Origin of the sequence: Amycolatopsis sp. lyj-346, assembly GCF_046548975.1 — a bacterium.
GTDB lineage: Bacteria > Actinomycetota > Actinomycetes > Mycobacteriales > Pseudonocardiaceae > Amycolatopsis.
Genome location: NZ_JAJPWT010000004.1, coordinates 343194 through 364039, shown reverse-complemented (window position 1 = coordinate 364039; position 20846 = coordinate 343194). Strand labels below are relative to the sequence as shown.

Here is a 20846-nt window from a genome sequence, read left to right as displayed (position 1 = left end):
AGCACGACATGACGACAGGGGAAAAGACCGGCGTCGAGATCGTGGACGCCGCACTGGCGGATCGTGCTGCGCCCCTGGTCGACCGGTTGGTCGCCGACCAGGCCGCCTCGAAGCTGGCAGCGCAGGACGCGACGCTCTGGGGGCCGGACGCCGAATCCGAGGCGTCGATCCGGCTGTCGTGGACGACGCTGCACAAGTCGTCGCGGCCGCTGATCGGCGAAATCGAAACGCTGCGGACCGAGCTGCGGTCGGAGGGCGTCGACCGGGTCGTGCTGGCCGGCATGGGCGGCTCGTCGCTGGCGCCGGAGGTGATCACCGCGACCGAAGGCGTCGCCTTGACCGTCCTCGACACCACCGACCCCGGCCAGGTCGCCGACGCACTCGCCGGCGACCTCGAGCGCACGGTCATCGTGGTGTCGTCGAAGTCGGGCGGCACCGTCGAGACCGACAGCCACCGGCGGATCTTCGCGAAAGCGTTCGCCGACGCGGGGATCGACGCAGGCCGGCGGATCGTGGTCGTCACCGACCCGGGCTCGCCGTTCCAGGAACTGTCCGAAAAGGAGGGGTACCGCAAGGTCTTCCTCGCCGACCCGCACGTCGGCGGCCGCTACTCGGCGCTGACCGCGTTCGGGCTCGTCCCGGCCGGCCTCGCCGGGGCGGACGTCGCCCGGCTGCTCGACCAGGCCGCTTCGGTGGCCGAGGACCTCGCCGCGGACTCGGCGGACAACCCGGCGGTCAAGCTGGCCGCCGCGTGGGCCGCCGCGCACGAGGCCGGCGCCGAGAAGGTCGTACTAGCAGCAACGGACTCCGGCAGCTCGAGCCCCTTGACTGGCTTTCCGGACTGGGCCGAGCAGCTGATCGCGGAGTCCACCGGCAAGCAGGGCACCGGCCTGCTGCCGGTGGCGGTCGAGAGCCCGGAGGCGGCCGGCTTCGCCGACGCCGGCTCCGACGCCACGGCCACCGCGGTCGGCAGCCCGCAGGGGGCGGCGAAGATCGCCGTCACCGGCTCGCTCGGCGCGCAGTTCCTGCTCTGGGAGTTCGCCACCGCGCTGGCCGGCCGGCTGCTCGGGATCAACCCGTTCGACCAGCCCGACGTCGAGACGGCGAAGAAGGCGGCCCGCGCGCTGCTGGACGACCCGGAGAAGCTGAAGGGCGGCGAGACGGCGTCCAATGTGGACGGACCGGTCGAGATCTTCGGCTCCGACGGGGTGGCCACGGACGGCAGCCTGACCGACGTGCTCCGGGCGTTCTTCGCCTCGGCGCCGGACGCGGGCTACGTCGCCGTGCAGGCCTACCTCGACCGGCTCGACGACGCCTCGACGGCGGTGCTGCGCGGCGAGATCGCCAAGCGCACGCAGCTGCAGACGACGTTCGGCTGGGGCCCGCGGTTCCTGCACTCCACCGGCCAGTACCACAAGGGCGGGCACCAGAACGGCGTCTTCCTGCAGCTGACCGGCGCCGTCGAGCAGGACCTCGACGTGCCGGACCGGCCGTACACGCTGGGCCAGCTGCAGCACGCGCAGGCCCTCGGCGACGGGCAGGTGCTCGCCGAGCACGGCCGCCCGGTGCTGCGCCTGCACCTGACCGACCGGGCCGCGGGCCTCGCGGCCGTCGTCCGCGCGGTACAGGAGGCCGGCGCATGACCTGGACCAATCCCCTGCGCGACCCGCGGGACAAGCGGCTCCCGCGGATCGCCGGGCCGTCCAGCCTGGTGATCTTCGGCGTCACCGGCGACCTGGCCCGCAAGAAGCTGATGCCCGCCATCTACGACCTGGCCAACCGCGGGCTGCTGCCCGCCGGCTTCTCGCTCGTCGGGTTCGCCCGCCGCGACTGGGAGCACCAGGACTTCGGCGAGCTCGTGCACGACTCGGTCAAGGAGCACGCGCGGACGCCGTTCAAGGAGTCGGTGTGGAACCGGCTCGCCGAAGGCATCCGGTTCGTCCAGGGCACCTTCGACGACGACGACGCCTTCGACCGGCTCGCGCAGACGGTCCGCGACCTCGACGCCGAACGCGGCACCGGCGGCAACACCGCGTTCTACCTGTCGATCCCGCCCGGCGCGTTCCCGGTGGTGACCAAGCAGCTGGCCCGCTCCGGGCTGGCGAACGCCGACGAGAACACCTGGCGGCGCGTCGTCATCGAGAAGCCCTTCGGGCACGACCTGAAGAGCGCCGAAGAGCTCAACGCGATCGTCAACGACGTCTTCCCCGAGGAGTCGGTGTTCCGCATCGACCACTACCTCGGCAAGGAGACGGTGCAGAACATCCTGGCGCTGCGCTTCGCGAACCAACTGTTCGAGCCGATCTGGAACGCCAACTACGTCGACCACGTGCAGATCACCATGGCCGAGGACATCGGCCTCGGCGGCCGCGCTGGGTACTACGACGGCATCGGCGCCGCCCGGGACGTCATCCAGAACCACCTGCTGCAGCTGCTGGCCTTCACCGCGATGGAGGAGCCGCTGTCGTTCGACCCGCGGGCCCTCCGCGCGGAGAAGATCAAGGTGCTCTCCGGCACCAAGCCGCTCGGGCCGCTGGACAAGACCACCGCGCGCGGCCAGTACGCGGGCGGCTGGCAGGGCGGCACGAAGGTGCCCGGCCTGCTGCAGGAAGAGGGCTTCGCGAAGGACTCGAAGACCGAGACCTACGCCGCGGTGACCCTCGAGGTGCAGAGCCGCCGCTGGGCCGGGGTGCCGTTCTACCTGCGCACCGGCAAGCGGCTCGGCCGGCGCGTCACCGAGATCGCCATCGTGTTCAAGCGGGCGCCGCACCTGCCGTTCGACTCGACCTCGACCGAGGAGCTGGGGCAGAACGCCCTGGTCATCCGGGTCCAGCCGGACGAGGGCATCACGCTGCGGTTCGGTTCGAAGGTGCCGGGGACCACGATGGAGGTCCGCGACGTCACGATGGACTTCGGGTACGGGCACGCGTTCACCGAATCCTCCCCCGAGGCCTACGAACGCCTGATCCTCGACGTCCTGCTCGGCGAGCCGTCGCTGTTCCCGGTGAACGAAGAGGTCGAGCTCTCCTGGAAGATCCTCGACCCGATCCTCGAGCACTGGGCGAAGGAAGGCGCGCCGGAGCAGTACGCGCCGGGCACCTGGGGCCCGCCGTCCGCCGACGAAATGCTGGAGCGCACCGGCCGGAAATGGAGGCGCCCGTGATCATCGACCTGCCGTCCACCACGACTTCGGCACTCAACAAGAAGCTGGTCGAGATCCGCGAACAGGGCGGTCAGGTCGCGCTCGGGCGCGTCCTGACGCTGGTGATCGTGGCCGACGACGACGCCAAGCTCGAAGAGGCCATCGAAGCGGCCAACGGCGCGAGCCGCGAACACCCCTCACGGGTGATCGTGGTGGCCAAGGGCGTCCGCACCGCGGCACCGCGCATAGACGGCCAGATCCGGGTCGGCGGCGACGCCGGCGCGAGCGAGGTCATCGTGCTGCGCCTGTACGGCCCGCTGGCCGCGCAGGGCCAGAGCGCGGTCGTGCCGCTGCTGCTGCCGGACGCACCGATCGTGTGCTGGTGGCCCGGGGCCGGTCCGAAGGACCCCGACAAGGACCCGCTCGGCGAGCTGGCCCAGCGCCGGATCACCGACTCGGCCGCGGAGAAGAACCCGGTCAAGGCGCTGACCACGCGGGCGAAGACGTACGCCGAGGGCGACACCGACCTGGCCTGGACACGCCTGACGCACTGGCGGGCCCAGCTCGTCTCGGCGCTGGACCTGCCGCCCTACGAGAAGATCACCTCCGCGACGGTGACCGGCGAGGCCGACTCGCCGTCGACCGAGCTGCTGGCCGCGTGGCTGGCCGAGTACCTGAAGGTGCCGGTCAAGCGGGTCAAGAGCTCGGGCGCGGCCGGGATCATCTCGGTTAAGCTCGACCGCCGGTCGGGCGCGGTGGAGCTGCACCGCCCGGACGGCCGCGTGGGCACGCTGACCCAGCCGGGCCAGCCGACCCGCCGGATCGCGTTGCAGCGGCGCAGCACGCAGGACTGCCTGATCGAGGAGCTGCGCCGGCTCGACCCGGACGAGGTCTACGAAGCGGCCCTGCACGGCCTCGGCAAGATCTCGTCGGGCACGAACGTCAAGCCGGGCGCGCCGCCCAAGGCCGACGTGACGTCGCCGGCCGTGGCGGCCGGTTCGGCTGCTGCCTCGGGTTCCAAGAAATGAGCAAAACGGAAGTCGTCGTCTACGCGAACCAGGACCTCTTGGCGGCCGCGGCGGCCGCTCGCCTGGTCACGCGGCTGGTGGACGTCCAGGCGGCCAAGGGATCGGCGTCCCTGGTGCTGACCGGCGGCGGCACCGGCATCGCGGTCCTTTCGGAGCTGCGTGCCCTGTCGGCCCGCGACGCGATCGACTGGTCCCGGCTGGACATCTACTGGGGCGACGAGCGGTTCGTCCCGGCGGATTCGGACGAGCGGAACGAGAAGCAGGCGCGCGAGGCGCTCCTGGACCACGTCCCCCTGGACCCGAAGCGCATCCACGCCATGGCCCCCTCGGACGGCGAGTTCGGCTCCGACGTCGACGCGGCGGCCGAGGCCTACGCATCGGTGCTGGCGTCCAACGCGGGCCCGGAGGACCACGGCGACGTGCCGTCGTTCGACATCATGCTGCTGGGCCTCGGCGGCGAGGGGCACACGGCATCGGTGTTCCCGGAGTCCCCGGCGGTGTACGAGACCGAGCGTTCGGTGGTGGCGGTGCGCAACTGCCCCAAGCCACCCCCGACCCGGGTGTCGCTGACCCTGCCGGCCATCCGCCGCGCGCGCGACGTGTGGCTGATGACCGCTGGTGAAGCGAAGGCCGACGCCGTGGCGTTGGCCTTGGCGGGAGCGGGTGAGGTGCAGCTGCCGGTGGCCGGGGCTCGCGGGCACCGGCGGACGTTGTGGCTGCTGGATCGCGCCGCGGCGGGCAAGCTGACGAAGGTGTACCAGCCGCCGACGGCTTGAGTGTCGGTTGGTGAAGGCCCTTTGCCGCGGCAGGGGGCCTTCATTCGTTCAGGCTGGCGGACAGAGCATCGGCTCACTCCGTCCGCCAGCCGCGCTGCAGGCGGGCGAAGATCTCCTCCGCCGCCCGGCGGGGGTGCTCGTGGGCGAGGATCAGCTCTCGCGAGGCCAGGGCGAACCGGGCCAGGGCCGCGCAGGCCACGTCGCCTTCGGGGGCGCCCATTTCCTTCGCGATCGCGCGGGCCAGCTTTGTCTCGTGGCGCATCCACATCCGCCTGGCGTAGTCGCGCAGGGCCGGCTCGCTCTCGATCAGCGAGAGGAACTCGTCGCTCGGGGAGCTTTCGGCGAGGCGCAGGAGGTGCTCGCGCAGCGCGTCCACCACCGTGAAGCCCGGCGGCCGCCCGTGGACCGCGCCGACCAGGGCCTCCTCGATGTCCTCGTCCTGGTCGAACACCAGGGCTTCCTTGCTGGGGAAGTACTTGAACAACGTGGTCACCGAGACGTCCGCGGCATCCGCGATCTCCTTCACCCCGACCTTCTCGTAGCCGCGGTCGAGGAACAGCTCGAGCGCGGCGTCGGCGAGGGCTTTGCGGGTCTGCGCCTTCTTGCGCTCGCGGCGCCCGGTCACTTCGGTCATGCACCAAAGTCTAACTCACTACAAAAGTTAAGTCGTTGCACTTTTTGAGTGACTCTGCTTTCTTAGTGACATGACCTTTTCTCGTATCGCGATCGCCGGCGCCGGCCTCGGCGGGCTCGCCTGCGCCCGTGTCCTGCAGCTCCACGGCCTCGACGTCACCGTCTTCGAACAGGAACCCGCCGCCGACGCGCGGCCACAGGGCGGCACCCTCGATCTGCACGGCGACACCGGCCAGGTCGCCCTCCGCACCGCCGGCCTGCACGAACAGTTCCGCGCCCTGGCCCGGCCGGAGGGCCAGCAGATGCGCGCCCTGGACCCGCACACCGCCGAAGCCGTCCTCGACGAGCTCCCCGCCGAAGGCGACGACTCCCGGCCCGAAATCGACCGCGGCCAGCTCCGCGGCATCCTGCTGGACTCCCTCTCCCCCGGCACCGTCCACTGGGGACGTCCGGTCGCCGGCGTCACCTCGACCGGCAGCGGCGCGCGGCTGACGTTCGCCGACGGCGCCGTCGGGGACTTCGACCTGGTCGTCGGCGCGGACGGCGCGTGGTCCCGCGTCCGGCGGGCCCTCACCGGCGTCCGGCCGCACTACAGCGGCGTCACGTTCGTCGAGTTCGGGCTCGACGACGCCGACCGCCGCCACCCGGCCCTCGCCGCGCGGACCGGCCAGGGGACGATGATGACGAAGGCCGGTGGAAAGGCGCTCGTCGCCCAGCGCACCAGCACCGGCCACGTCCGCTGCTACGCCACCTTCTACGCCCCCGAAGACTGGGCCGACGGCCTCGACTTCGCCGACCCGGACGCGGTGCGGGACCACCTGCTCGAGCACTACGCGGGCTGGCACCCGGACCTGCTGGCGTACCTGCGGGAGCACGACGGCGGGTTCGCGCACCGGCCGCTCCAGGTCCTGCCGGTCCCGCACGCCTGGACGACGACACCCGGGCTCACCCTGCTCGGCGACGCCGCGCACCTGATGCCGCCGCTCGGCGTCGGCGCGAACCTCGCCCTCCTCGACGGCACCGAGCTGGCGACCGCACTGGCCACCGCGCCGAGCGTCGGACAAGCAGTCCGGACGTACGAGGCCGGCATGCTGCCGCGGTCGATCGAGACGGCGAAGGCCTGCGCGTCCGGCCTGCACGACCTGCTGAGCGACGACCTCCGGTCCATGGCGGCTTGACAGCCATCGCCGGGCGACCACACGTGGGTAACGTGATTCCCACGATGTGGTCGTCTTGGCGCACGGTGGGAGACAGACCTCCCACTACCGGTAGCCCTCCTCGCCGACGTACCCCCGGACGGCCCAGCCGGTTACGGAATCCGGACGCCGGAGCACCGGCTGCGGGTGAAACTAACCGTCTCCGTACGCGACCTCGTTAGCATCCGCACATTTGTCTGCCGCTGCGCGTCCCGATCGGACCCCGAGCGCCTCTCATCACCAAGTCCACAAGACGAATGGGGTCGCCAGCGATGAGTACAGAGGGACTCTCGATTCCAGGCATCTCGATCGCCGGCTCGGGGCCATCGGCCGCCGAGCGGGTGCGCAACCGTGGCCTGAGCCTGTTCGGCTCGATGCCCCGCCCCGCTGTGGTCACGTTCGCCATCGAGGCGGCCGCGGTCATCCTGGCCGTGCTCGACGTCTGGCTGGTCATTCCGGAGAAGGCCCAGCCGTACTCGATCTACCTGTCCGGCGCGGCCTGCCTCGCGGTGGTGTTCCGCCGGCAGTTCCCGTTCCTCGCCGTGCTCGTCGCGGTCCCCGGCTTCCTGGCCGGCTGGGCCCAGCTCGCGTCGATGATCACGCTCGGCATGCTCGCCACCCGCCGTCAGCTGCACTGGCAGACCTGGGTCGGCGCGGCGCTGGTGTGGACGTGCCGGTTCGTGCAGTGGCCCCTGGAAGACTTCGCCGAGCTGAGCTGGCGCGAGCACATCCTCGACGGCATCTACGGCGTCCTGGTCGCCGGCATGCCGATCGCGATCGGCCTGCTGATCGGCGCGCGCACCGAGGTCTCGAACAAGCTCGCCGAGCTGGCCACGAGCCGCGACCGCGAGCGCCGCTTCCACGCCGACGCCGTCCGCGCCGAGGAGCGCGCGCGGCTGGCCCGCGAGATGCACGACGTCGTTTCGCACCAGATCACGCTGATCGCCATGCAGGCCGGCGCGCTCCAGGCCCAGACCACCGACGCCCGGGCGCTGGAGACGGCGCAGGTCATCCGCATGCTGTCCAAGCGGACCCTGGAAGAGCTGCGGTCCCTGGTCAGCGTGCTGCGCGCCGGCTCGGACGACGACGGCCCGCGGCCGGGCATCAACGAGCTCGACCGGCTGATCCGCACGGCCGACGTCCCGGTGCACCTGACGGTGGAGCACCTCCCGGAGGCCCTCCCCAACCAGGTGTCCGCGGCGGCCTACCGGACGGTGCAGGAGTGCTTGACGAACGTCCACAAACACGCCCCGGGCGCGACGGCGACGATCCGCATCCAGGGTGAGCACGGAGCGCTCAAGATCGAGGTCCGCAACGAGCGGGCAAGCCGCCCGACGGAGGGCTTGCCCTCGGGCGGCCACGGCCTGACGGGCTTGGCCGAGCGCGCCCGCCTCCTCGGCGGCAGCTTCGAGACATCCGGAACGGAGGACGGCGGCTTCCGCGTGCGGGCGCGGTATCCGCTGGACCGCTGACCTCCGGCCCCCGGTTTCCAGCTTAGCGGCGGGCACCGACGAATCCGGATCGCGCCAAGGCGCGAGTGGCGGATTCCGGACGGAAACGACCGGAATCCGCCACTCGCGGCGGTTCCGGCTCAAAAACCGTCGGTGCCCGCCGGTAGCGTGGAAATCGGGGGCTGCTCAGCACCGGAACACGCGAATCCTCCGCCAGTCGCGGTATGTGGCGGGCGCCCGGGACGGTCGGTTCACGTGCCTGGACGGTCGGCTCGCGTATCCAGACCGTCGGCTCGCGTGCCCGGACCGTCGGCTTGCGTGCCCGGACCGTCGGCTTGCGTGCCTAGGGAGTCGGCTGGTGTCTGGCGGTTGCTGGTGGCCCGCTCGCAGATCGCGGGGGGACAGGCGAGGACTAGTGGGCGCGCGAAAAGCCACCTCGAGGGGTCCGCTTCCCTCGGGGTGGCTTCCAGCTGAACCGGCTAGATGATTTCCCGGCGCTTGCGCAGGCGGTCGAGCGCCTCCGCCAGGATGGCCTCGCCGTCGGCGTCGCTGCGCCGCTCCTTCACGTAGGCCAGGTGTGTCTTGTACGGCTCGGTCCGTGGCGCAGCCGGTGGGTTCTTTTCGTCCTGCCCGCCCGGGAGCCCGCAGCGGGGACAGTCCCACTCGTCGGGGATTTCCGCGTCGAGCGCGAACGATGGCCGAGCCTCGTGGCCGTTGGCGCACCAGTAGCCGACCCGGCGCCGCGGCGCCGATTCACCTCGTTCCGATTCGCCCGTAGGACCGGCACCCACCCGGGTGCCCCGAATCGCGTTACCGCCAACCATGAATCCTCACACCTAGGAATCGGCGGCGCGCCCCCCAATAGGCACGCCGAATCGCTGCGCACCGCCGTCTGGACCCGGTCGCGGCCGACGACGGAACGCCGGACGCCTCACACCTTGAGCAGCAGACCCAGGCCCACGATGCTGATCAGCCACACCGCGCCCAGCCCCAGGGTGATGCGGTCGAGGTTCTTCTCGGCCACGCTCGACCCGGCCAGGCTCGACTGCATCCCGCCGCCGAACAGCGACGACAGGCCCCCGCCCCGGCCCCGGTGCAGCAGCACCGCGACCACCAGGAAAACGCTGGTGACGATCAACAGGATTTGCAGGAACAGCTTCATGTCATCCTCTGGGGCTCTAGGAGAATGCAGGGGTACGGCATGGTTGTTTCCGACCACCACCGTACCCCTGGACTCGTCCACTGCTGTGTGACGGACCGGATACACAGGTTACCCGGTCGTGGCCTCGATCAGGGCAGCGGCCCGCCTGCAGCGAGTGCGCAGAGTTTCGTGAACTCCTCGCCGTCGAGGCTCGCTCCGCCGACCAGGGCACCGTCGATGTTCTCGCAGCCCACCAGCTCGCTGATGTTGCCCGACTTCACCGATCCCCCGTAGAGCACCCGGACGGACGAAGCGACCTCGTCGCCGTACTTCTCCTGGAGGGTCGCCCGGATGGCCTTGCAGACCTCTTCGGCGTCCGACGACGACGCGACCTTGCCGGTGCCGATCGCCCAGACCGGCTCGTACGCGACCACCACGTCGTTGACCTGCTCGGCCTTGAGGCCCTTCAGGCCCTCGATCAGCTGCGTCGTGGTGTGGTGGATGTGCTCGCCGGCCTCGCGGACCTCGAGCTTCTCCCCGATGCAGAGGATCGGCGTGATGCCGTGCTTGAGCGCGGCCTTGACCTTCTTGTTGACCAGTTCGTCGGTCTCGGCGTGGTATTCGCGCCGCTCCGAGTGCCCGACCGTGACGAACTTGCAGCCCAGCTTGGCCAGCATCAGGCCCGAGATGTCACCCGTGTAGGCGCCGGAGTCGTACGGCGAGATGTCCTGCGCGCCGTAGGTGAGCGACAGCTTGTCGCCGTCGACCAGGGTCTGCACGCTGCGGATGTCGGTGAACGGCGGCAGCACCGCCACGTCGACCTTCGCGTAGTACTTCTCCGGCAGTGCGAAGGCGATCTTCTGCACCAGCGCGATCGCCTCGAGGTGGTTCTGGTTCATCTTCCAGTTGCCGGCGATGAACGGCTTGCGTGCCACTAGTTCTTCTCCTCCAGGGCGCTCACGCCCGGCAGTTCCTTGCCTTCGAGGTACTCCAGCGAGGCACCGCCGCCGGTGGAGATGTGCGAGAAGCCGTCCTCGGGCAGGCCCAGCTGCCGCACCGCGGCCGCCGAGTCACCGCCGCCGACCACGGTGAACGCGTCGCTCTTCACGAGCGCCTCGGCCACGGCACGCGTGCCGCCCGAGAACGCCTCGAACTCGAACACGCCCATCGGGCCGTTCCAGAAGACCGTGGCCGCGTCGGCCAGCTTGCTCGCGAACAGCTCGCGGCTGCGCGGGCCGATGTCGAGGCCCTGGCGGTCGGCCGGGATGGCGGTGGCGTCGACCGCTTCGTGCTCGGCGTCGGCCGAGAACTCCGTCGCGGCCAGGACGTCCACCGGCAGCACCAGTTCGACGCCGCGCTTCTCGGCCTCGGCGAGGAAGCCCTTGACCTGGTCGAGCTGGTCGGCCTGCAGCAGCGACTGGCCGACCTCGTGGCCCTGGGCCTTGAGGAAGGTGTACGCCATGCCGCCGCCGACGAGCAGCCGGTCGACCTTGGTCAGCAGGTTCGCGATGACGCCGAGCTTGTCCGACACCTTCGCGCCGCCGAGCACGACCACATACGGCCGCTGCACGTCGTCGGTCAGCTTCTTGAGCACGTCCAGCTCGGCCAGCACCAGGCCGCCCGCGTACGCCGGAAGCACCGACGCGACCTCGTAGACCGAGGCCTGCTTGCGGTGGACGACGCCGAAGCCGTCGGAGACGAACGCGCCGCCCGGGACGAGCGCGCCCAGCTCGGCGGCCAGCTCGGAGCGGTCCACGGCGTCCTTGCTGGTCTCGCGCGCGTCGAAGCGCACGTTCTCCAGAAGCACGACGCCGCCGTCGGCGAGGCCGGCCGTCAGCGCCTTCGCGGACTCGCCGACCAGGTCGCCGGCCAGCGTGACCTCGGCGCCGAGCAGCTCCGAAAGCCGCTTCGCGACGGGCGCGAGGGTGTACTTCGCGTCCGGCTCGCCCTTCGGACGGCCGAGGTGCGCGGTGACGACGACCTTCGCGCCCGCCTCGGCGAGCTTCTCGATCGTCGGCAGCGCGGCGCGGACCCGGCCGTCGTCGGTGATCCGATCCCCGTCGAGCGGGACGTTCAGGTCGCTGCGCACGAGTACGTAGCGGCCCTGAACGCCCTCGCCCAGCAGGTCGTCGAGGTTCTTGACGGTCATCGGGTCAGGACAGCTTCGAACCGACGAGCGTGACCAGGTCGGCGAGGCGGTTGGAGTAGCCCCACTCGTTGTCGTACCAGCCGACGACCTTGACCTGGTTGCCGATGACCTTGGTCAGCGGCGCGTCGTAGATGCAGGACGCCGGGTCGGTGACGATGTCGGCCGACACGATCGGGTCGTCCGAGTAGCGCAGGATGCCCGCGAGGGGACCCTCGGCGGCGGCCTTGTAGGCGGCGTTGATCTCCTCGACCGTGGCGGCCTTGGTCAGGGTGACGGTGAGGTCGGTGGCCGAGCCGGTCGGGATCGGGACACGCAGCGCGTAGCCGTCCAGCTTGCCCTGCAGCTCCGGCAGGACGAGGCCGATGGCCTTGGCGGCACCGGTCGAGGTCGGGACGACGTTCAGGGCGGCGGCGCGGGCGCGGCGCAGGTCCTTGTGCGGGGCGTCCTGCAGGTTCTGGTCCTGCGTGTAGGCGTGGACCGTGGTCATCAGGCCCTGCTCGATGCCGAAGGCGTCGTTGAGGACCTTGGCCAGCGGGCCGAGGCAGTTGGTGGTGCAGGACGCGTTCGAGATGATGACCTGCGAGCCGTCGTACTTGTCGTCGTTGACGCCGAGGACGACGGTCAGGTCCTCGCCCTTGGCGGGCGCGGAGATGATGACCTTCTTGGCGCCGCCGGCGATGTGCGCCTTGGCGGCGTCGGCGTTGGTGAAGAAGCCGGTGGACTCGAGGACGACGTCCACACCCAGCTCGCCCCAGGGCAGGTTGGCCGGGTCGCGCTCGGCGAGGGCCTTGATGGTCTTGCCGTCGACGACGATGCCCTCGTCGCTGACGCTGACCTCACCCGGGAACCGGCCCAGGATGGAGTCGTACTTCAGCAGGTGGGCCATGGTGGCGACGTCGCCGAGATCGTTGAAGGCCACGACCTCGATGTCCTGGCCGCTGGCCTGCACGGCGCGGAAGAAGTTGCGGCCGATGCGGCCGAAGCCGTTGACACCTACGCGAACGGTCACTGCTGCCACTCCTCTGAGGATCGGCCGGGACCCCGGCCGTGACTTGCGGGCTCGCGGCCACCCTAGCGTGCGGGCATACGCGTCCCTGACTGCCCTGACGAGACTTCCACCACTTGGCGAACGGGTCAAGAATCGATTAAGAAGACGGGTCGTTCCACTAGGGTTTCGAGGGCCGGTCGCGAGGGACCGCCGCGCGCGGGAAGTCCGGGTGCCGGGACCGGTTCCGGCTGGAAGCGGCGGGGACGGGAGCCCTCGGGCGCGGACCGGCCGCGGGACGGAAATCCGGGCTTGACCGATTCAGGCACCGGACGGCGCCAGCGGGGCCGCGGCGGTGGCTCGGCGGCCGGCAGGGCAGCGCGGCGTGAGGTCGATGACTCGACCGATCCAGCGCGGTGGAGACGGCGCGTTCACCCGGCCGGACCGGCGCGGACGAACCCACGGATTCCCGCCCTTCGAGCGCCGGCAAGCCCGGCGCCGCCGAACCGGCGAACCCCGGCAACGCCTCTCCGGTCGCCATCAGCCCGCCAGCTCGCGTTCCAGCGGCGTCCGGAACCGCGGTGTCACCCGCACCTCGCCGAACCACTTCGCGCACCGCTCCGCCTCCGCTTCCACCCTCGCGCGGGTCTCCGCGCCCACGTCCTCCAGCAGCCTGAACACCACTTCTCCCGAGGCGCGCTGGGCCCAGCCGCCGACCACCCGCCCGAACGCCCACACCGTCGGGCCGACGTTGCCGCTGCGGTCGAACAGGGGCGCGCGGTGAGGGCCCAGGAACCAGTCGCGGTCCTGCCAGCCCATCGGGGTCGGGTCCAGCGACGGCAGGAACGCCACCCACGGCGGCGGCTCGGGCACCGGGGCCACGTCGTCCGCCAGCACCACTCCCGCCACGCCCTCGAGGTCGACTTCCACGAGAGGAAGGGCCGCCAAAGCCTTCTTCGCCTGCCCCGCCGTCCAGCCCGTCCACCACCTCAGGTCGGACGCCGGCGCCGGGCCGTACGCGCGCAGCCACCTCCGGGCCAGCTCCACCCGGGCCTCGTCCGCATCCCACTTCGCGAGCCCGCCCGGGATCCACTCGTCCAGCGGGTGCCACACGTACTGGCTGCTGAGCCAGCTGCCGCGGGGACGGCCGCGCGCGATCCGGCCAGCCGCCGCCAGCAGGAACAGCACCCGGCTCGTCACGTTGCCGATCGCCTCGTACGGCTTGCCCGCCGCCATCAGCAGCTGCTGGCGCAGGCGGGGCTCGGCTTCGCTCAGCTGCTGCGCCGTCGCCGAACCGCGGGCGCGCAGGGCCGCCTCGACCGACGCCTCGACGTCGGCCAGCCACTTCCCCGGCTCCGGCACGTTCTCCGGGTGCCCCTGCCGCCCGAGGTGCTGTTCCAGCAGTTTCCGCTGCTTGACCTCGATGTCCGCCGAGCAGCCCGCCTGCACCAGCGCCGCCGTGTCCAGGTCCGTGACGAACACCGTGCGCCGCATGCCCAGCAAGCGCAGCAGCGAACGCTCGTCGTAGAGCGTGCGCTCGACGTCGGAAACGGCCGGGCCGGCGAGCCGGGCGGACGCGGACAGGTGGACGGTGGCCGGGTCGGTGGCGTGCAGCGCGACGACCCCGGCGACGGCGTCCGCCACCGAGGCCGCGGGCGCGGCGAGGTGGTGGCGGACGGCGAGGCGGGCCCGGCGCTGCTCGGTGCTGATGGTCGGAGACACCCGCTTTTCCTACCACCGGGCACCGACAAAAACGCCTGGTCATGTCCGGTGACCAGGCGATAGCCTCCGGCCATGGTCTCCGGTACGCACTTGGCGGCCTTCGCCGCACTGACGTTCCTCATGGTCGTGGTCCCCGGGCCGAGCGTGCTGTTCACGATCAGCCGTGCGCTCACCGTCGGGCGGCGCGACGCGCTGCTCACCGTCGTCGGCAACTCCGTGGGCGTGTACACGCAGGTCGTCGCGGTCGCGTTCGGCCTCGGTGCGCTGGTGACGACGTCCGCGGCGGTGTTCACCGCGATCAAGGTCGCCGGCGCGAGCTACCTGGTGTACCTGGGGATCCAGGCGGTGCGGCACCGCCGGAAGCTGACCGACGCGATGGCCGCGCAGGTGCGCGCCACGCCCGGACGCGTGCCGGCCGTGCTGCGCGACGGCTTCGTCGTCGGCTTCGCGAACCCGAAGTCGATCGTGTTCCTGGCGGCGCTGCTGCCCCAGTTCGTCGACCCGGCTGCCGGGTCGGTGCCGGCCCAGATGTTGGTCCTCGGACTTTGCCTGCCCGCCATCGCCTTGGCCACCGACAGCGCGTGGGCGCTGGTCGCCGGCACCGCCCGCACGTGGTTCGCCCGCTCACCGAAGCGCCTGGAAATGGTCGGCGGCACCGGCGGACTCGTGATGATCGGCCTGGGCACCTCCCTGGCCTTCACGGGCCGGGGTGACTGAGCACCAGGTCGAGCAAGCCCGGGAAGGCGGCGTCGAATTCGGGGCGCCGCAAGCGGTTCAGCCGCCGCGGACCTTCGTCGCGCTGTTCGATCAGGCCCGCCGCGCGCAGCACGGCGAAGTGGTGGCTGCGGGTCGCCTTCGCCACCGTCAGGTCGAACGTGCCGCACGCCTTCGTCCACTCCGGCACGGCGGCCAGCTCGCGCAAGATGCTGCGGCGCACCGGATCGGCGACCGCGGCCAGTGCGTCCTGCAGCGAAACCGCCGCCGGGACCGCGTGCGTGAGCCCGCGCGCCCGCGCGGTGTTCGACGATTGTCGTACAGTCATCAGGTCGACCTCCATCGAACACTCTAGGAGCCACCGTGCCCGGCACCTCGACGCCACCTTCGGCCCGGCCGCGCGCCACCGGCTCGACGAAGCGGGCAAGCCCGCCCGCGAGGGTGCGCTGGCCGCCCTCGAATCGTTCTCCTACGCCTTCAACCAGCGCGATCTCGAGTACTCCGGTGCAGGTCCACCACCGCGGCAGCATCGACGACGCCGACGCGCTCGCCGCCTACCAGCAGGCGATCCGCGGCTAGGCCAGCGCCTTGACCAGTTCCGGCCACCACTCCCGCGGCAGGCCCTCGAGCGGGACGACCACCTGGTCGGCGCCGGCGGCCCGGTACTCCCGCAGCCGCGCGACGACGCCGTCGAAGTCGCCCCAGACGGTCAGGCCGTCGACCAGCCGGTCCGACAGGTCCGCGATGTCCGCGTCGCCGAACCCCATCCGGCGGAAGTTCGCCGCGTAGCCCGGTATCCCGGCCAGGAACCGCAGCGAGCCACCTCGCACGACCTCGCGCACCTTGGCCACGTCGGTCTCCGCCACCACGCTGAGCAGCACCGCGAGCTGCCGGTCCGCACCCAGGATCTCGCGCGCCGACGCGACGTAGTCCGTCGTCACCAGGTACGGGTACGCGCCGGACGCGCGGTCGCGCGCCAGCTCCAGCATCCGCGGCCCGAGCGCCGACAGGATCCGCGCGGACGGCGGCACGGCGTCGTCGATCTCGTCGAGGTAGTCGCCGAGCGTGGCCAGCGGACGCGCGCCGTGCGCCCCGCCGAGGCCGACCACGAACCGCCCGGTGGGCAGCTCGGCGTACGCCGAAGCCACGGCGGCCGAGGGCACCCGGTCCACCGACAGGATCCCGCTCGCCACCTGGATCCGCGAAGTCCCCCGGACGACCTCGGTGATCCGCGGCAGGTTGTCGCCCCGCCCGCCGGCCAGCCACAGCGTGGCGTAGCCCAGCTCTTCGAGCTCGACCGCCACGGCCGTCTCGGTGTCCAGTGCGGTGTGAGTGGCCCCCAGCGGCCCCAGTTTCGTCATGCGCCCGGCAACCCCGGAACCGGCCGGGTTGTTCCCGTCAGGCGGTTTGTTCGTCCTCGGCGGAATCAGCGAAGTCCGCGGAATCAGCGGGCTCGGCGGCACCGAGGGCATCGGCCGCCCGCGTGAACATCCGGGTCGCCGACAGGCGCGCGACGCCGTCCGGCTCGCCGAGGTCCTCCAGGGAGTTCCGGATCGTCGAGTCCACCGACAGGTACTTCCGGCCCGCCCGCAGGTCGGCGTCGTTGCGCAGCCGCACGATCAGCGGGAACTCCGACAGCGCGCCCGCGTCGAACAGGCCCGTCGTGTAGATCAGCTGCACGCCCAGTGCCTCGGCCACCGCCCGCTGCAGTTCCAGCAGGTAGCCCGCCGACGCGCGGCCGATCGGGTTGTCCAGGAACAGCACCCCCGAGTGCCGGTTGCGGGCCTTGCCGCGGTTGTTCGCCCGCAGCGCGGCCAACGTGCAGTACAGGATGATCGCCGCGGTCAGCTGCTGGCCGCCGGAGAAGACGTCGCGGATCTCCGAGACGCGCTGGCGTTCGGTCCGCAGCACCGAGTCCGGCTTGAGCATGTCGACGCGGAACCCCTTGGGTGCCGCCGCCCGGACGCCCCGCAGCACCAGGGAGAGCCCGTCGCGCTTGACGTCCCGGCCGTCCGCCGTCTTGCCCACGGCGGCCTCGTCGACGACTTCGCCGAGCTTCTCGGTGAGCGCGTTGTCCTCCAGCTCGGTGAAGCGGATGCGCAGGAACTCCTGCCCGGACCAGTCGCCGAGGCCGTCCGGCAGCCGGGAGACGCGCTGCGCGGACCGCAACGTCCGGAGCGCGCCGTCGACCATGCCCTGGAGGCGGGTGATGATGCCGCCGCGGTGCCGGTCGATCTGCGCGAGGTCGTCGGTGAGCGACCGCAGCCGCGGCCGCAGCGCTTCGGCCCACTCGGCGGCGTGGGCCGGGAGCTGGTCGCGCTTGACCGAGATGACCTGCTGGCGCACCGGCGTGCTCAGCTTCTCGAACCGCTTCTCCGTCGCGTACTGCGCGAGCTGGTCCGCGGCCGCGCGCACCCGCCGGTCGCCGGCGTCGGCGGCGTCCTGCGCCTGGTTGAAGGTCGCGTTCAGCCGCGCGTGCTGGGCGCGTGCGGTGTCGACGTCGCCGTCGTAGGCGGCCGCTGTGTCCTTCTCGGTGCCGGTCACCAGGTGGGCCATCGACTCCGCGAGCAGCGCGAACCCGGACGCCGAAGTACGCGCCGACTCCAGCGTCGCTTCGGCCGCGGCCCGGCGTTCCTGCAGCTCTTCCCACTTGCGCGCGGCCGCCGACGCCTCCAGGCCTGCCGCGTCGATCAGCTCCAGGCCGTGCTCGATGTCGCGCGGCTTCTCCCCGGTGACGCCGTTCTGCAGCGGCAGCGCGTCCAGCTCGGCCCGCCGCGTCGAGACGAGCCCGATGGCTTCGGTGCGCTCGTCCTCCAGGCCGTCGACGACGCGGCGGGCACGCGCCAATGCGGCCGCGCGGGCGGAAGCGTCGGAGCCGTCCGGTGTTTCCAGCAGTTCGGCCGCGCGCGAGCGGACCGCCTCGTCCAGGGACTCGACGGCCGATCCCGCGGCCGCTTCGGCGGACTCGGCCTGCTCCAGCTCGGCACGCAGGTCGCTGCCGACCTCGACCTTCGCGTACGACTCGGACGCCGACAGGTAGGTCCGGCGCAGCGCGTCGACCGGCTCGGCCGGCACCGGGCCGTCCGCCGCCTCGGCCGCGCCGGGCACCTCGGCGAGTTCGGCGCGCGCGGTCGTCGCGGTGCGGCGGTGGCCGTCGGCGGTGCGCTGCTCCTCCCCCGCCTGCTCGCGCAGCCGCGCGGCCTTGCCCGCCGCGTCGGACGCCTGGAGGTCGGCGCGCTCGGCGATCTCGGTTGCCCGCTCGGCCTCTTCGGTCCACTCCGCGATCCGGGCGCTGCGGACGCCCAGCTCGCCGAGCCGCCGGGCCTTCTCCTCGGCCTCCGCGGCGGCCGCCCGCAGCTCCGGGACGCGCTCGCGCAACGACGCCGCTTTTTCGCTCAGCCGCGCGAACTCCGCGTCGGCCTGCGCCAGCGCCGTGCGCGCGGTCTCGCGCACGGTGCGGGCGGCCTGGGCCTGCTCGGCCAGGGTCGCGATCGCGCCCGGCGGATAGTCCTCGCGCCAGGTGGTGAGCTTCCACGTCAACGCGCCGTCCGCGGACAGCTTGGCGGACAACGCTTCGAGCCGCCGCTGCCGCTCGGTGTGCCGCCGGGCGACGGCTTCCCGCTCGGCGTCGGCGGCTTCCTCGTCGTACATCGCGGGGTTCGGCGGCACGAGGAACTCGACGCCCGGGGCCGGCGGGACCTCGGCCTGCAGGGCCACCGTGGTGCCGACGGCGATGGTCGCGGACGGCAGCAGCCGCCGCTTCGTGAGCACTTCGCGAGCGCGGTCCACGTGCGCGGCATCGTTGAGCAGAACGCCGGAGACCAGCTGCGGCAGGGTTTCCAGCACTTCGACGCGCCGCGATGCATCCAATTTGGACAGATAGCGCCAGCCGGACCACGCGGTGATCCCGGCCTCTTCCAAGGCGTCGAGCGCCGCCTGGACGTCTTCCGGCGGCGGCAGCAGCCCGCCGGACCCCAGCGCGGCCAGCGCCCGCTCGTCGGCGGACTCCTCCATCCGCAGCGCGGTCTGCTCCTTTTCGACGGCCGCGCTCGCCTCGCGCAGCCGTTCCAGCAGCACCGGCAGATCGCTTTCGAGCGCGACGTCGTCCGCGCCGAGCAGCTCGACCAGGCGGCCCTCCGCGGCCAGCGCGTCGGTGCGGCGGTGGGCCCGGTCGAGGTCTTCGGTGGCACGCTCCAGGCGGTCCTGCGTGGTGCCCGCGAGCTGGTGCGCCTCGTTCACGGCCCGTTGCGCCGCTTGGAGGTCCGCGCCGACGCGGTCGAGTTCCTGTTCGCGGCGGGCCAGCTCGGCGGTCGCCGACTCGGCGGCCGACCGCGCGGCCCGCGCAGCTTCGGCGACGTCGACGCCCGACGGCAGCAACCCCGCACGGACGGCCGCCTGGACCTCTTCGCGCAGCTCGGTGATCCGCGCGGTCAGCCCGCGGGCTTCGGCCCGGCGGGCAGCCGCGAGGTTCGCGGCTTCGTCGCGCTCGGTCTGCGCCTTCTCGGCCTCGGCACGCAACGCGCCCGCGTGTGCTTCGGCCTTGTCGGCCTGCCGCTGGGCGTCCTGGGCGAGGGCGTGCAACCCGCGGGCGAGCGCCGAAGCAGCGTCGTTGCGCGCCGTCAAGGCGGGCCGCGCCTTCTCCTCCCGGCTGCCGACGAGTTCGCGCAGGTCCTTCGCCTTGCGGGCGGCATTCAACGAGTTGAGGACCGTCGCCGTCTCGCGCCAGGCCTCCGCCTCGGTCTTCGCCGACGCCAGCTCGGCGTCGACGCGCTTGCGGGCCTCCTGAGCCTCGTCCAGCCGCAGCACCGCGACCAGGCGGCGCAGCTCGGTGACGGCCGCGGCGAGCCGCCGGTGATCGCCCTCGGCGAGCTTCTCCGCGGACTTGACCTCGGTGACGTGGTCTTCGAGCCCGGACAGCCGCGCGTTCTCGAGTTCGTTGCGGGCGACGACCCGCCCGGCCAGCTCGGTCATGTCGGCTTTCGCCGATTCAGCGATCTTCCGCGACTCCGCGGCGACGCCTTCTTCGGCGGCCAGCGGCCCCAGCAGCTCCAGGGCACCGGCCACGAAGTCGCGTTCGGCCAGGAGATCCCCGCGCTGCGCCAGGTTGTGCGCGTAGGTCGCGACGACCTCCGCGAGGTCCTTCGGCTCCTCCTCGGAGATGACCGCGCGCAGCAGGAAGTCGACGAAGGCGTCGTCGGTGCCGAAGGCGAACGCGTCCGCCGCTTCGCCTTCGCCGGCGTTCATCGCGCGCTGGTAGCGGAACAGCTCGGTGTCGAGGCCGAGGCCGTCGAGGCGGCCGGTCCACTCGTGGTGGCGGCGGGTCCAGGACAGCTCCAGCTCGGGCTCGGCCAGCTGGGCGGCGGTGAGCTTGTCGTGGAAGCCGGACATGGTGAGCAGCCGGCCGTCCTGGGTCATCGGCAGCGAATCCAGGCCGAGCGCGGCGGTCGGGCGGAAGCAGTACCAGGAGTCGGCGAGGTTCTCGGAGTCGGCGGACACGACGTGCCCGCGCCACTCCGACACCTTCCCGGTGATGATCCGGTGGCCGCTTTCGACGTGCAGCCACTCCAGTACCACGTGCGAGACGTCCTTGGCGGCGACGAACTTCTCCAGGACCTTGGTGCTGGTGGTGCCGACGACCTGGCGGCGGCCGGGCAGCATCACCGAGAAGATCAGCTTGATCAGCACGGACTTGCCGCCGCCGTTCTCGAGGAACAGCACGCTCGCCGGGGACGGGCGGCGCAGCTCGGCCGGGCCGGTCGCGTGGATGCCCGCGCTGAACAACGCGTCCTGCTTCGGGGCGGTGATCTTGGCGCCGACGCCGCTGAAGTCGAGCACGACGTCCTGGTAGCGGGCACCCGCCGGGCCCACCGAGTGCAGGCGGACCCGCGAAAGCTCGTACATCGATTCCC

18 protein-coding genes are annotated in these 20846 nt (G+C 71.9%); 8 read left to right on the top strand and 10 right to left on the bottom strand.

Annotated elements, in window-relative coordinates; genetic code table 11:
* Window positions 1-8 precede the first annotated feature (8 nt).
* The 4 genes from ACLJQE_RS16650 to pgl are packed head-to-tail and all read left to right on the top strand — an operon-like array spanning window position 9 to window position 4946.
* The gene (locus ACLJQE_RS16650) at window positions 9-1643 is read left to right on the top strand and encodes a glucose-6-phosphate isomerase (RefSeq protein ID WP_410640117.1); all 1635 of its coding nucleotides are present in this window, start codon (window positions 9-11) and stop codon (window positions 1641-1643) included.
* Window positions 1640-3163, top strand: a complete 1524-nt coding sequence (gene zwf / locus ACLJQE_RS16645) for a glucose-6-phosphate dehydrogenase (RefSeq protein WP_410640116.1) — start codon at window positions 1640-1642, stop codon at window positions 3161-3163. The genes ACLJQE_RS16650 and zwf overlap by 4 nt, the downstream gene beginning before the upstream one ends.
* On the top strand, window positions 3160-4170 hold the full coding sequence (gene opcA, locus ACLJQE_RS16640; protein WP_410640115.1) for a glucose-6-phosphate dehydrogenase assembly protein OpcA: 1011 nt from the start codon (window positions 3160-3162) through the stop codon (window positions 4168-4170). Before zwf ends, opcA begins: the two co-directional genes overlap by 4 nt.
* Window positions 4167-4946: a 6-phosphogluconolactonase gene (pgl, locus tag ACLJQE_RS16635; RefSeq protein WP_410640114.1), complete on the top strand. Its 780-nt coding sequence runs from the start codon at window positions 4167-4169 to the stop codon at window positions 4944-4946. Before opcA ends, pgl begins: the two co-directional genes overlap by 4 nt.
* Before the next feature lie 73 nt (window positions 4947-5019).
* Here pgl and ACLJQE_RS16630 read toward each other — a convergent pair whose 3' ends face one another.
* Window positions 5020-5580, bottom strand: coding sequence for a TetR family transcriptional regulator (locus ACLJQE_RS16630; protein ID WP_410640113.1), 561 nt, complete (start codon window positions 5578-5580; stop codon window positions 5020-5022).
* Window positions 5581-5650: 70 nt separating this feature from the next.
* Here ACLJQE_RS16630 and ACLJQE_RS16625 point away from each other — a divergent pair, with 70 nt between their 5' ends.
* Window positions 5651-6757 carry an FAD-dependent oxidoreductase gene (locus ACLJQE_RS16625; protein WP_410640112.1) on the top strand — a complete coding sequence of 369 codons (1107 nt, stop codon included), beginning with the start codon at window positions 5651-5653 and terminating at the stop codon, window positions 6755-6757.
* Window positions 6758-7047: 290 nt separating this feature from the next.
* Complete coding sequence (locus tag ACLJQE_RS16620; protein WP_410640111.1) at window positions 7048-8247, top strand: sensor histidine kinase; 1200 nt, start codon at window positions 7048-7050, stop codon at window positions 8245-8247.
* Between the two features lie 458 nt (window positions 8248-8705).
* Here ACLJQE_RS16620 and ACLJQE_RS16615 read toward each other — a convergent pair whose 3' ends face one another.
* The 6 genes from ACLJQE_RS16615 to ACLJQE_RS16590 form a co-directional block, all read right to left on the bottom strand.
* Window positions 8706-9050 (bottom strand): RNA polymerase-binding protein RbpA, encoded by a 345-nt coding sequence (locus ACLJQE_RS16615; protein ID WP_410640110.1) that lies wholly within the window; start codon window positions 9048-9050, stop codon window positions 8706-8708.
* 107 nt (window positions 9051-9157) lie between these two features.
* A complete protein-coding gene (gene secG / locus ACLJQE_RS16610; protein ID WP_013224669.1) occupies window positions 9158-9388 on the bottom strand; it encodes a preprotein translocase subunit SecG in 231 nt (76 codons plus the stop codon).
* A 128-nt stretch (window positions 9389-9516) separates the two neighbouring features.
* A complete protein-coding gene (tpiA, locus tag ACLJQE_RS16605; protein WP_410640109.1) occupies window positions 9517-10302 on the bottom strand; it encodes a triose-phosphate isomerase in 786 nt (261 codons plus the stop codon).
* Window positions 10302-11516, bottom strand: a complete 1215-nt coding sequence (locus ACLJQE_RS16600) for a phosphoglycerate kinase (RefSeq protein ID WP_410640108.1) — start codon at window positions 11514-11516, stop codon at window positions 10302-10304. Before ACLJQE_RS16600 ends, tpiA begins: the two co-directional genes overlap by 1 nt.
* Before the next feature lie 4 nt (window positions 11517-11520).
* Window positions 11521-12525, bottom strand: a complete 1005-nt coding sequence (gene gap / locus ACLJQE_RS16595) for a type I glyceraldehyde-3-phosphate dehydrogenase (protein ID WP_410640107.1) — start codon at window positions 12523-12525, stop codon at window positions 11521-11523.
* 516 nt (window positions 12526-13041) lie between these two features.
* On the bottom strand, window positions 13042-14223 hold the full coding sequence (locus ACLJQE_RS16590) for a winged helix DNA-binding domain-containing protein (RefSeq protein WP_410640106.1): 1182 nt from the start codon (window positions 14221-14223) through the stop codon (window positions 13042-13044).
* 72 nt (window positions 14224-14295) lie between these two features.
* On the opposite strand from ACLJQE_RS16590, the gene ACLJQE_RS16585 reads away from it, so the two are divergent.
* Window positions 14296-14940, top strand: coding sequence for a LysE family translocator (locus tag ACLJQE_RS16585; protein WP_410640105.1), 645 nt, complete (start codon window positions 14296-14298; stop codon window positions 14938-14940).
* Here the strand turns inward: ACLJQE_RS16585 and ACLJQE_RS16580 are convergent.
* Entirely contained in the window at window positions 14921-15265 is a 345-nt protein-coding gene (locus ACLJQE_RS16580; RefSeq protein WP_410640104.1) for an ArsR/SmtB family transcription factor, read from the bottom strand. The two genes, ACLJQE_RS16585 and ACLJQE_RS16580, sit on opposite strands and share 20 nt — an antisense overlap.
* Window positions 15266-15300: 35 nt before the next feature.
* Between ACLJQE_RS16580 and ACLJQE_RS16575 the strand changes: the two genes are divergently transcribed.
* Window positions 15301-15516, top strand: coding sequence for a hypothetical protein (locus ACLJQE_RS16575; protein WP_410640103.1), 216 nt, complete (start codon window positions 15301-15303; stop codon window positions 15514-15516).
* On the opposite strand, the gene ACLJQE_RS16570 is transcribed toward ACLJQE_RS16575, so the two are convergent.
* Window positions 15513-16298: a TIGR03620 family F420-dependent LLM class oxidoreductase gene (locus tag ACLJQE_RS16570; RefSeq protein ID WP_410640102.1), complete on the bottom strand. Its 786-nt coding sequence runs from the start codon at window positions 16296-16298 to the stop codon at window positions 15513-15515. The genes ACLJQE_RS16575 and ACLJQE_RS16570 overlap by 4 nt on opposite strands.
* A gap of 37 nt (window positions 16299-16335) precedes the next feature.
* Window positions 16336-20838 (bottom strand): hypothetical protein, encoded by a 4503-nt coding sequence (locus tag ACLJQE_RS16565; RefSeq protein WP_410640101.1) that lies wholly within the window; start codon window positions 20836-20838, stop codon window positions 16336-16338.
* Window positions 20839-20846: the final 8 nt, after the last annotated feature.

Excerpts from the sequence above, each read along its gene's own strand:
- ACLJQE_RS16650 (WP_410640117.1), top strand. The coding sequence starts at position 9 with ATGACGACAGGGGAAAAGACCGGCGTCGAGATCGTGGACGCCGCACTG.
- zwf (WP_410640116.1), top strand. The coding sequence starts at position 1,640 with ATGACCTGGACCAATCCCCTGCGCGACCCGCGGGACAAGCGGCTCCCG.
- pgl (WP_410640114.1), top strand. The coding sequence starts at position 4,167 with ATGAGCAAAACGGAAGTCGTCGTCTACGCGAACCAGGACCTCTTGGCG.
- ACLJQE_RS16630 (WP_410640113.1), bottom strand. The coding sequence starts at position 5,580 with ATGACCGAAGTGACCGGGCGCCGCGAGCGCAAGAAGGCGCAGACCCGC.
- ACLJQE_RS16625 (WP_410640112.1), top strand. The coding sequence starts at position 5,651 with ATGACCTTTTCTCGTATCGCGATCGCCGGCGCCGGCCTCGGCGGGCTC.
- ACLJQE_RS16620 (WP_410640111.1), top strand. The coding sequence starts at position 7,048 with ATGAGTACAGAGGGACTCTCGATTCCAGGCATCTCGATCGCCGGCTCG.
- ACLJQE_RS16615 (WP_410640110.1), bottom strand. The coding sequence starts at position 9,050 with ATGGTTGGCGGTAACGCGATTCGGGGCACCCGGGTGGGTGCCGGTCCT.
- secG (WP_013224669.1), bottom strand. The coding sequence starts at position 9,388 with ATGAAGCTGTTCCTGCAAATCCTGTTGATCGTCACCAGCGTTTTCCTG.
- ACLJQE_RS16600 (WP_410640108.1), bottom strand. The coding sequence starts at position 11,516 with ATGACCGTCAAGAACCTCGACGACCTGCTGGGCGAGGGCGTTCAGGGC.
- ACLJQE_RS16585 (WP_410640105.1), top strand. The coding sequence starts at position 14,296 with ATGGTCTCCGGTACGCACTTGGCGGCCTTCGCCGCACTGACGTTCCTC.
- ACLJQE_RS16580 (WP_410640104.1), bottom strand. The coding sequence starts at position 15,265 with ATGACTGTACGACAATCGTCGAACACCGCGCGGGCGCGCGGGCTCACG.
- ACLJQE_RS16570 (WP_410640102.1), bottom strand. The coding sequence starts at position 16,298 with ATGACGAAACTGGGGCCGCTGGGGGCCACTCACACCGCACTGGACACC.
- ACLJQE_RS16565 (WP_410640101.1), bottom strand. The coding sequence starts at position 20,838 with ATGTACGAGCTTTCGCGGGTCCGCCTGCACTCGGTGGGCCCGGCGGGT.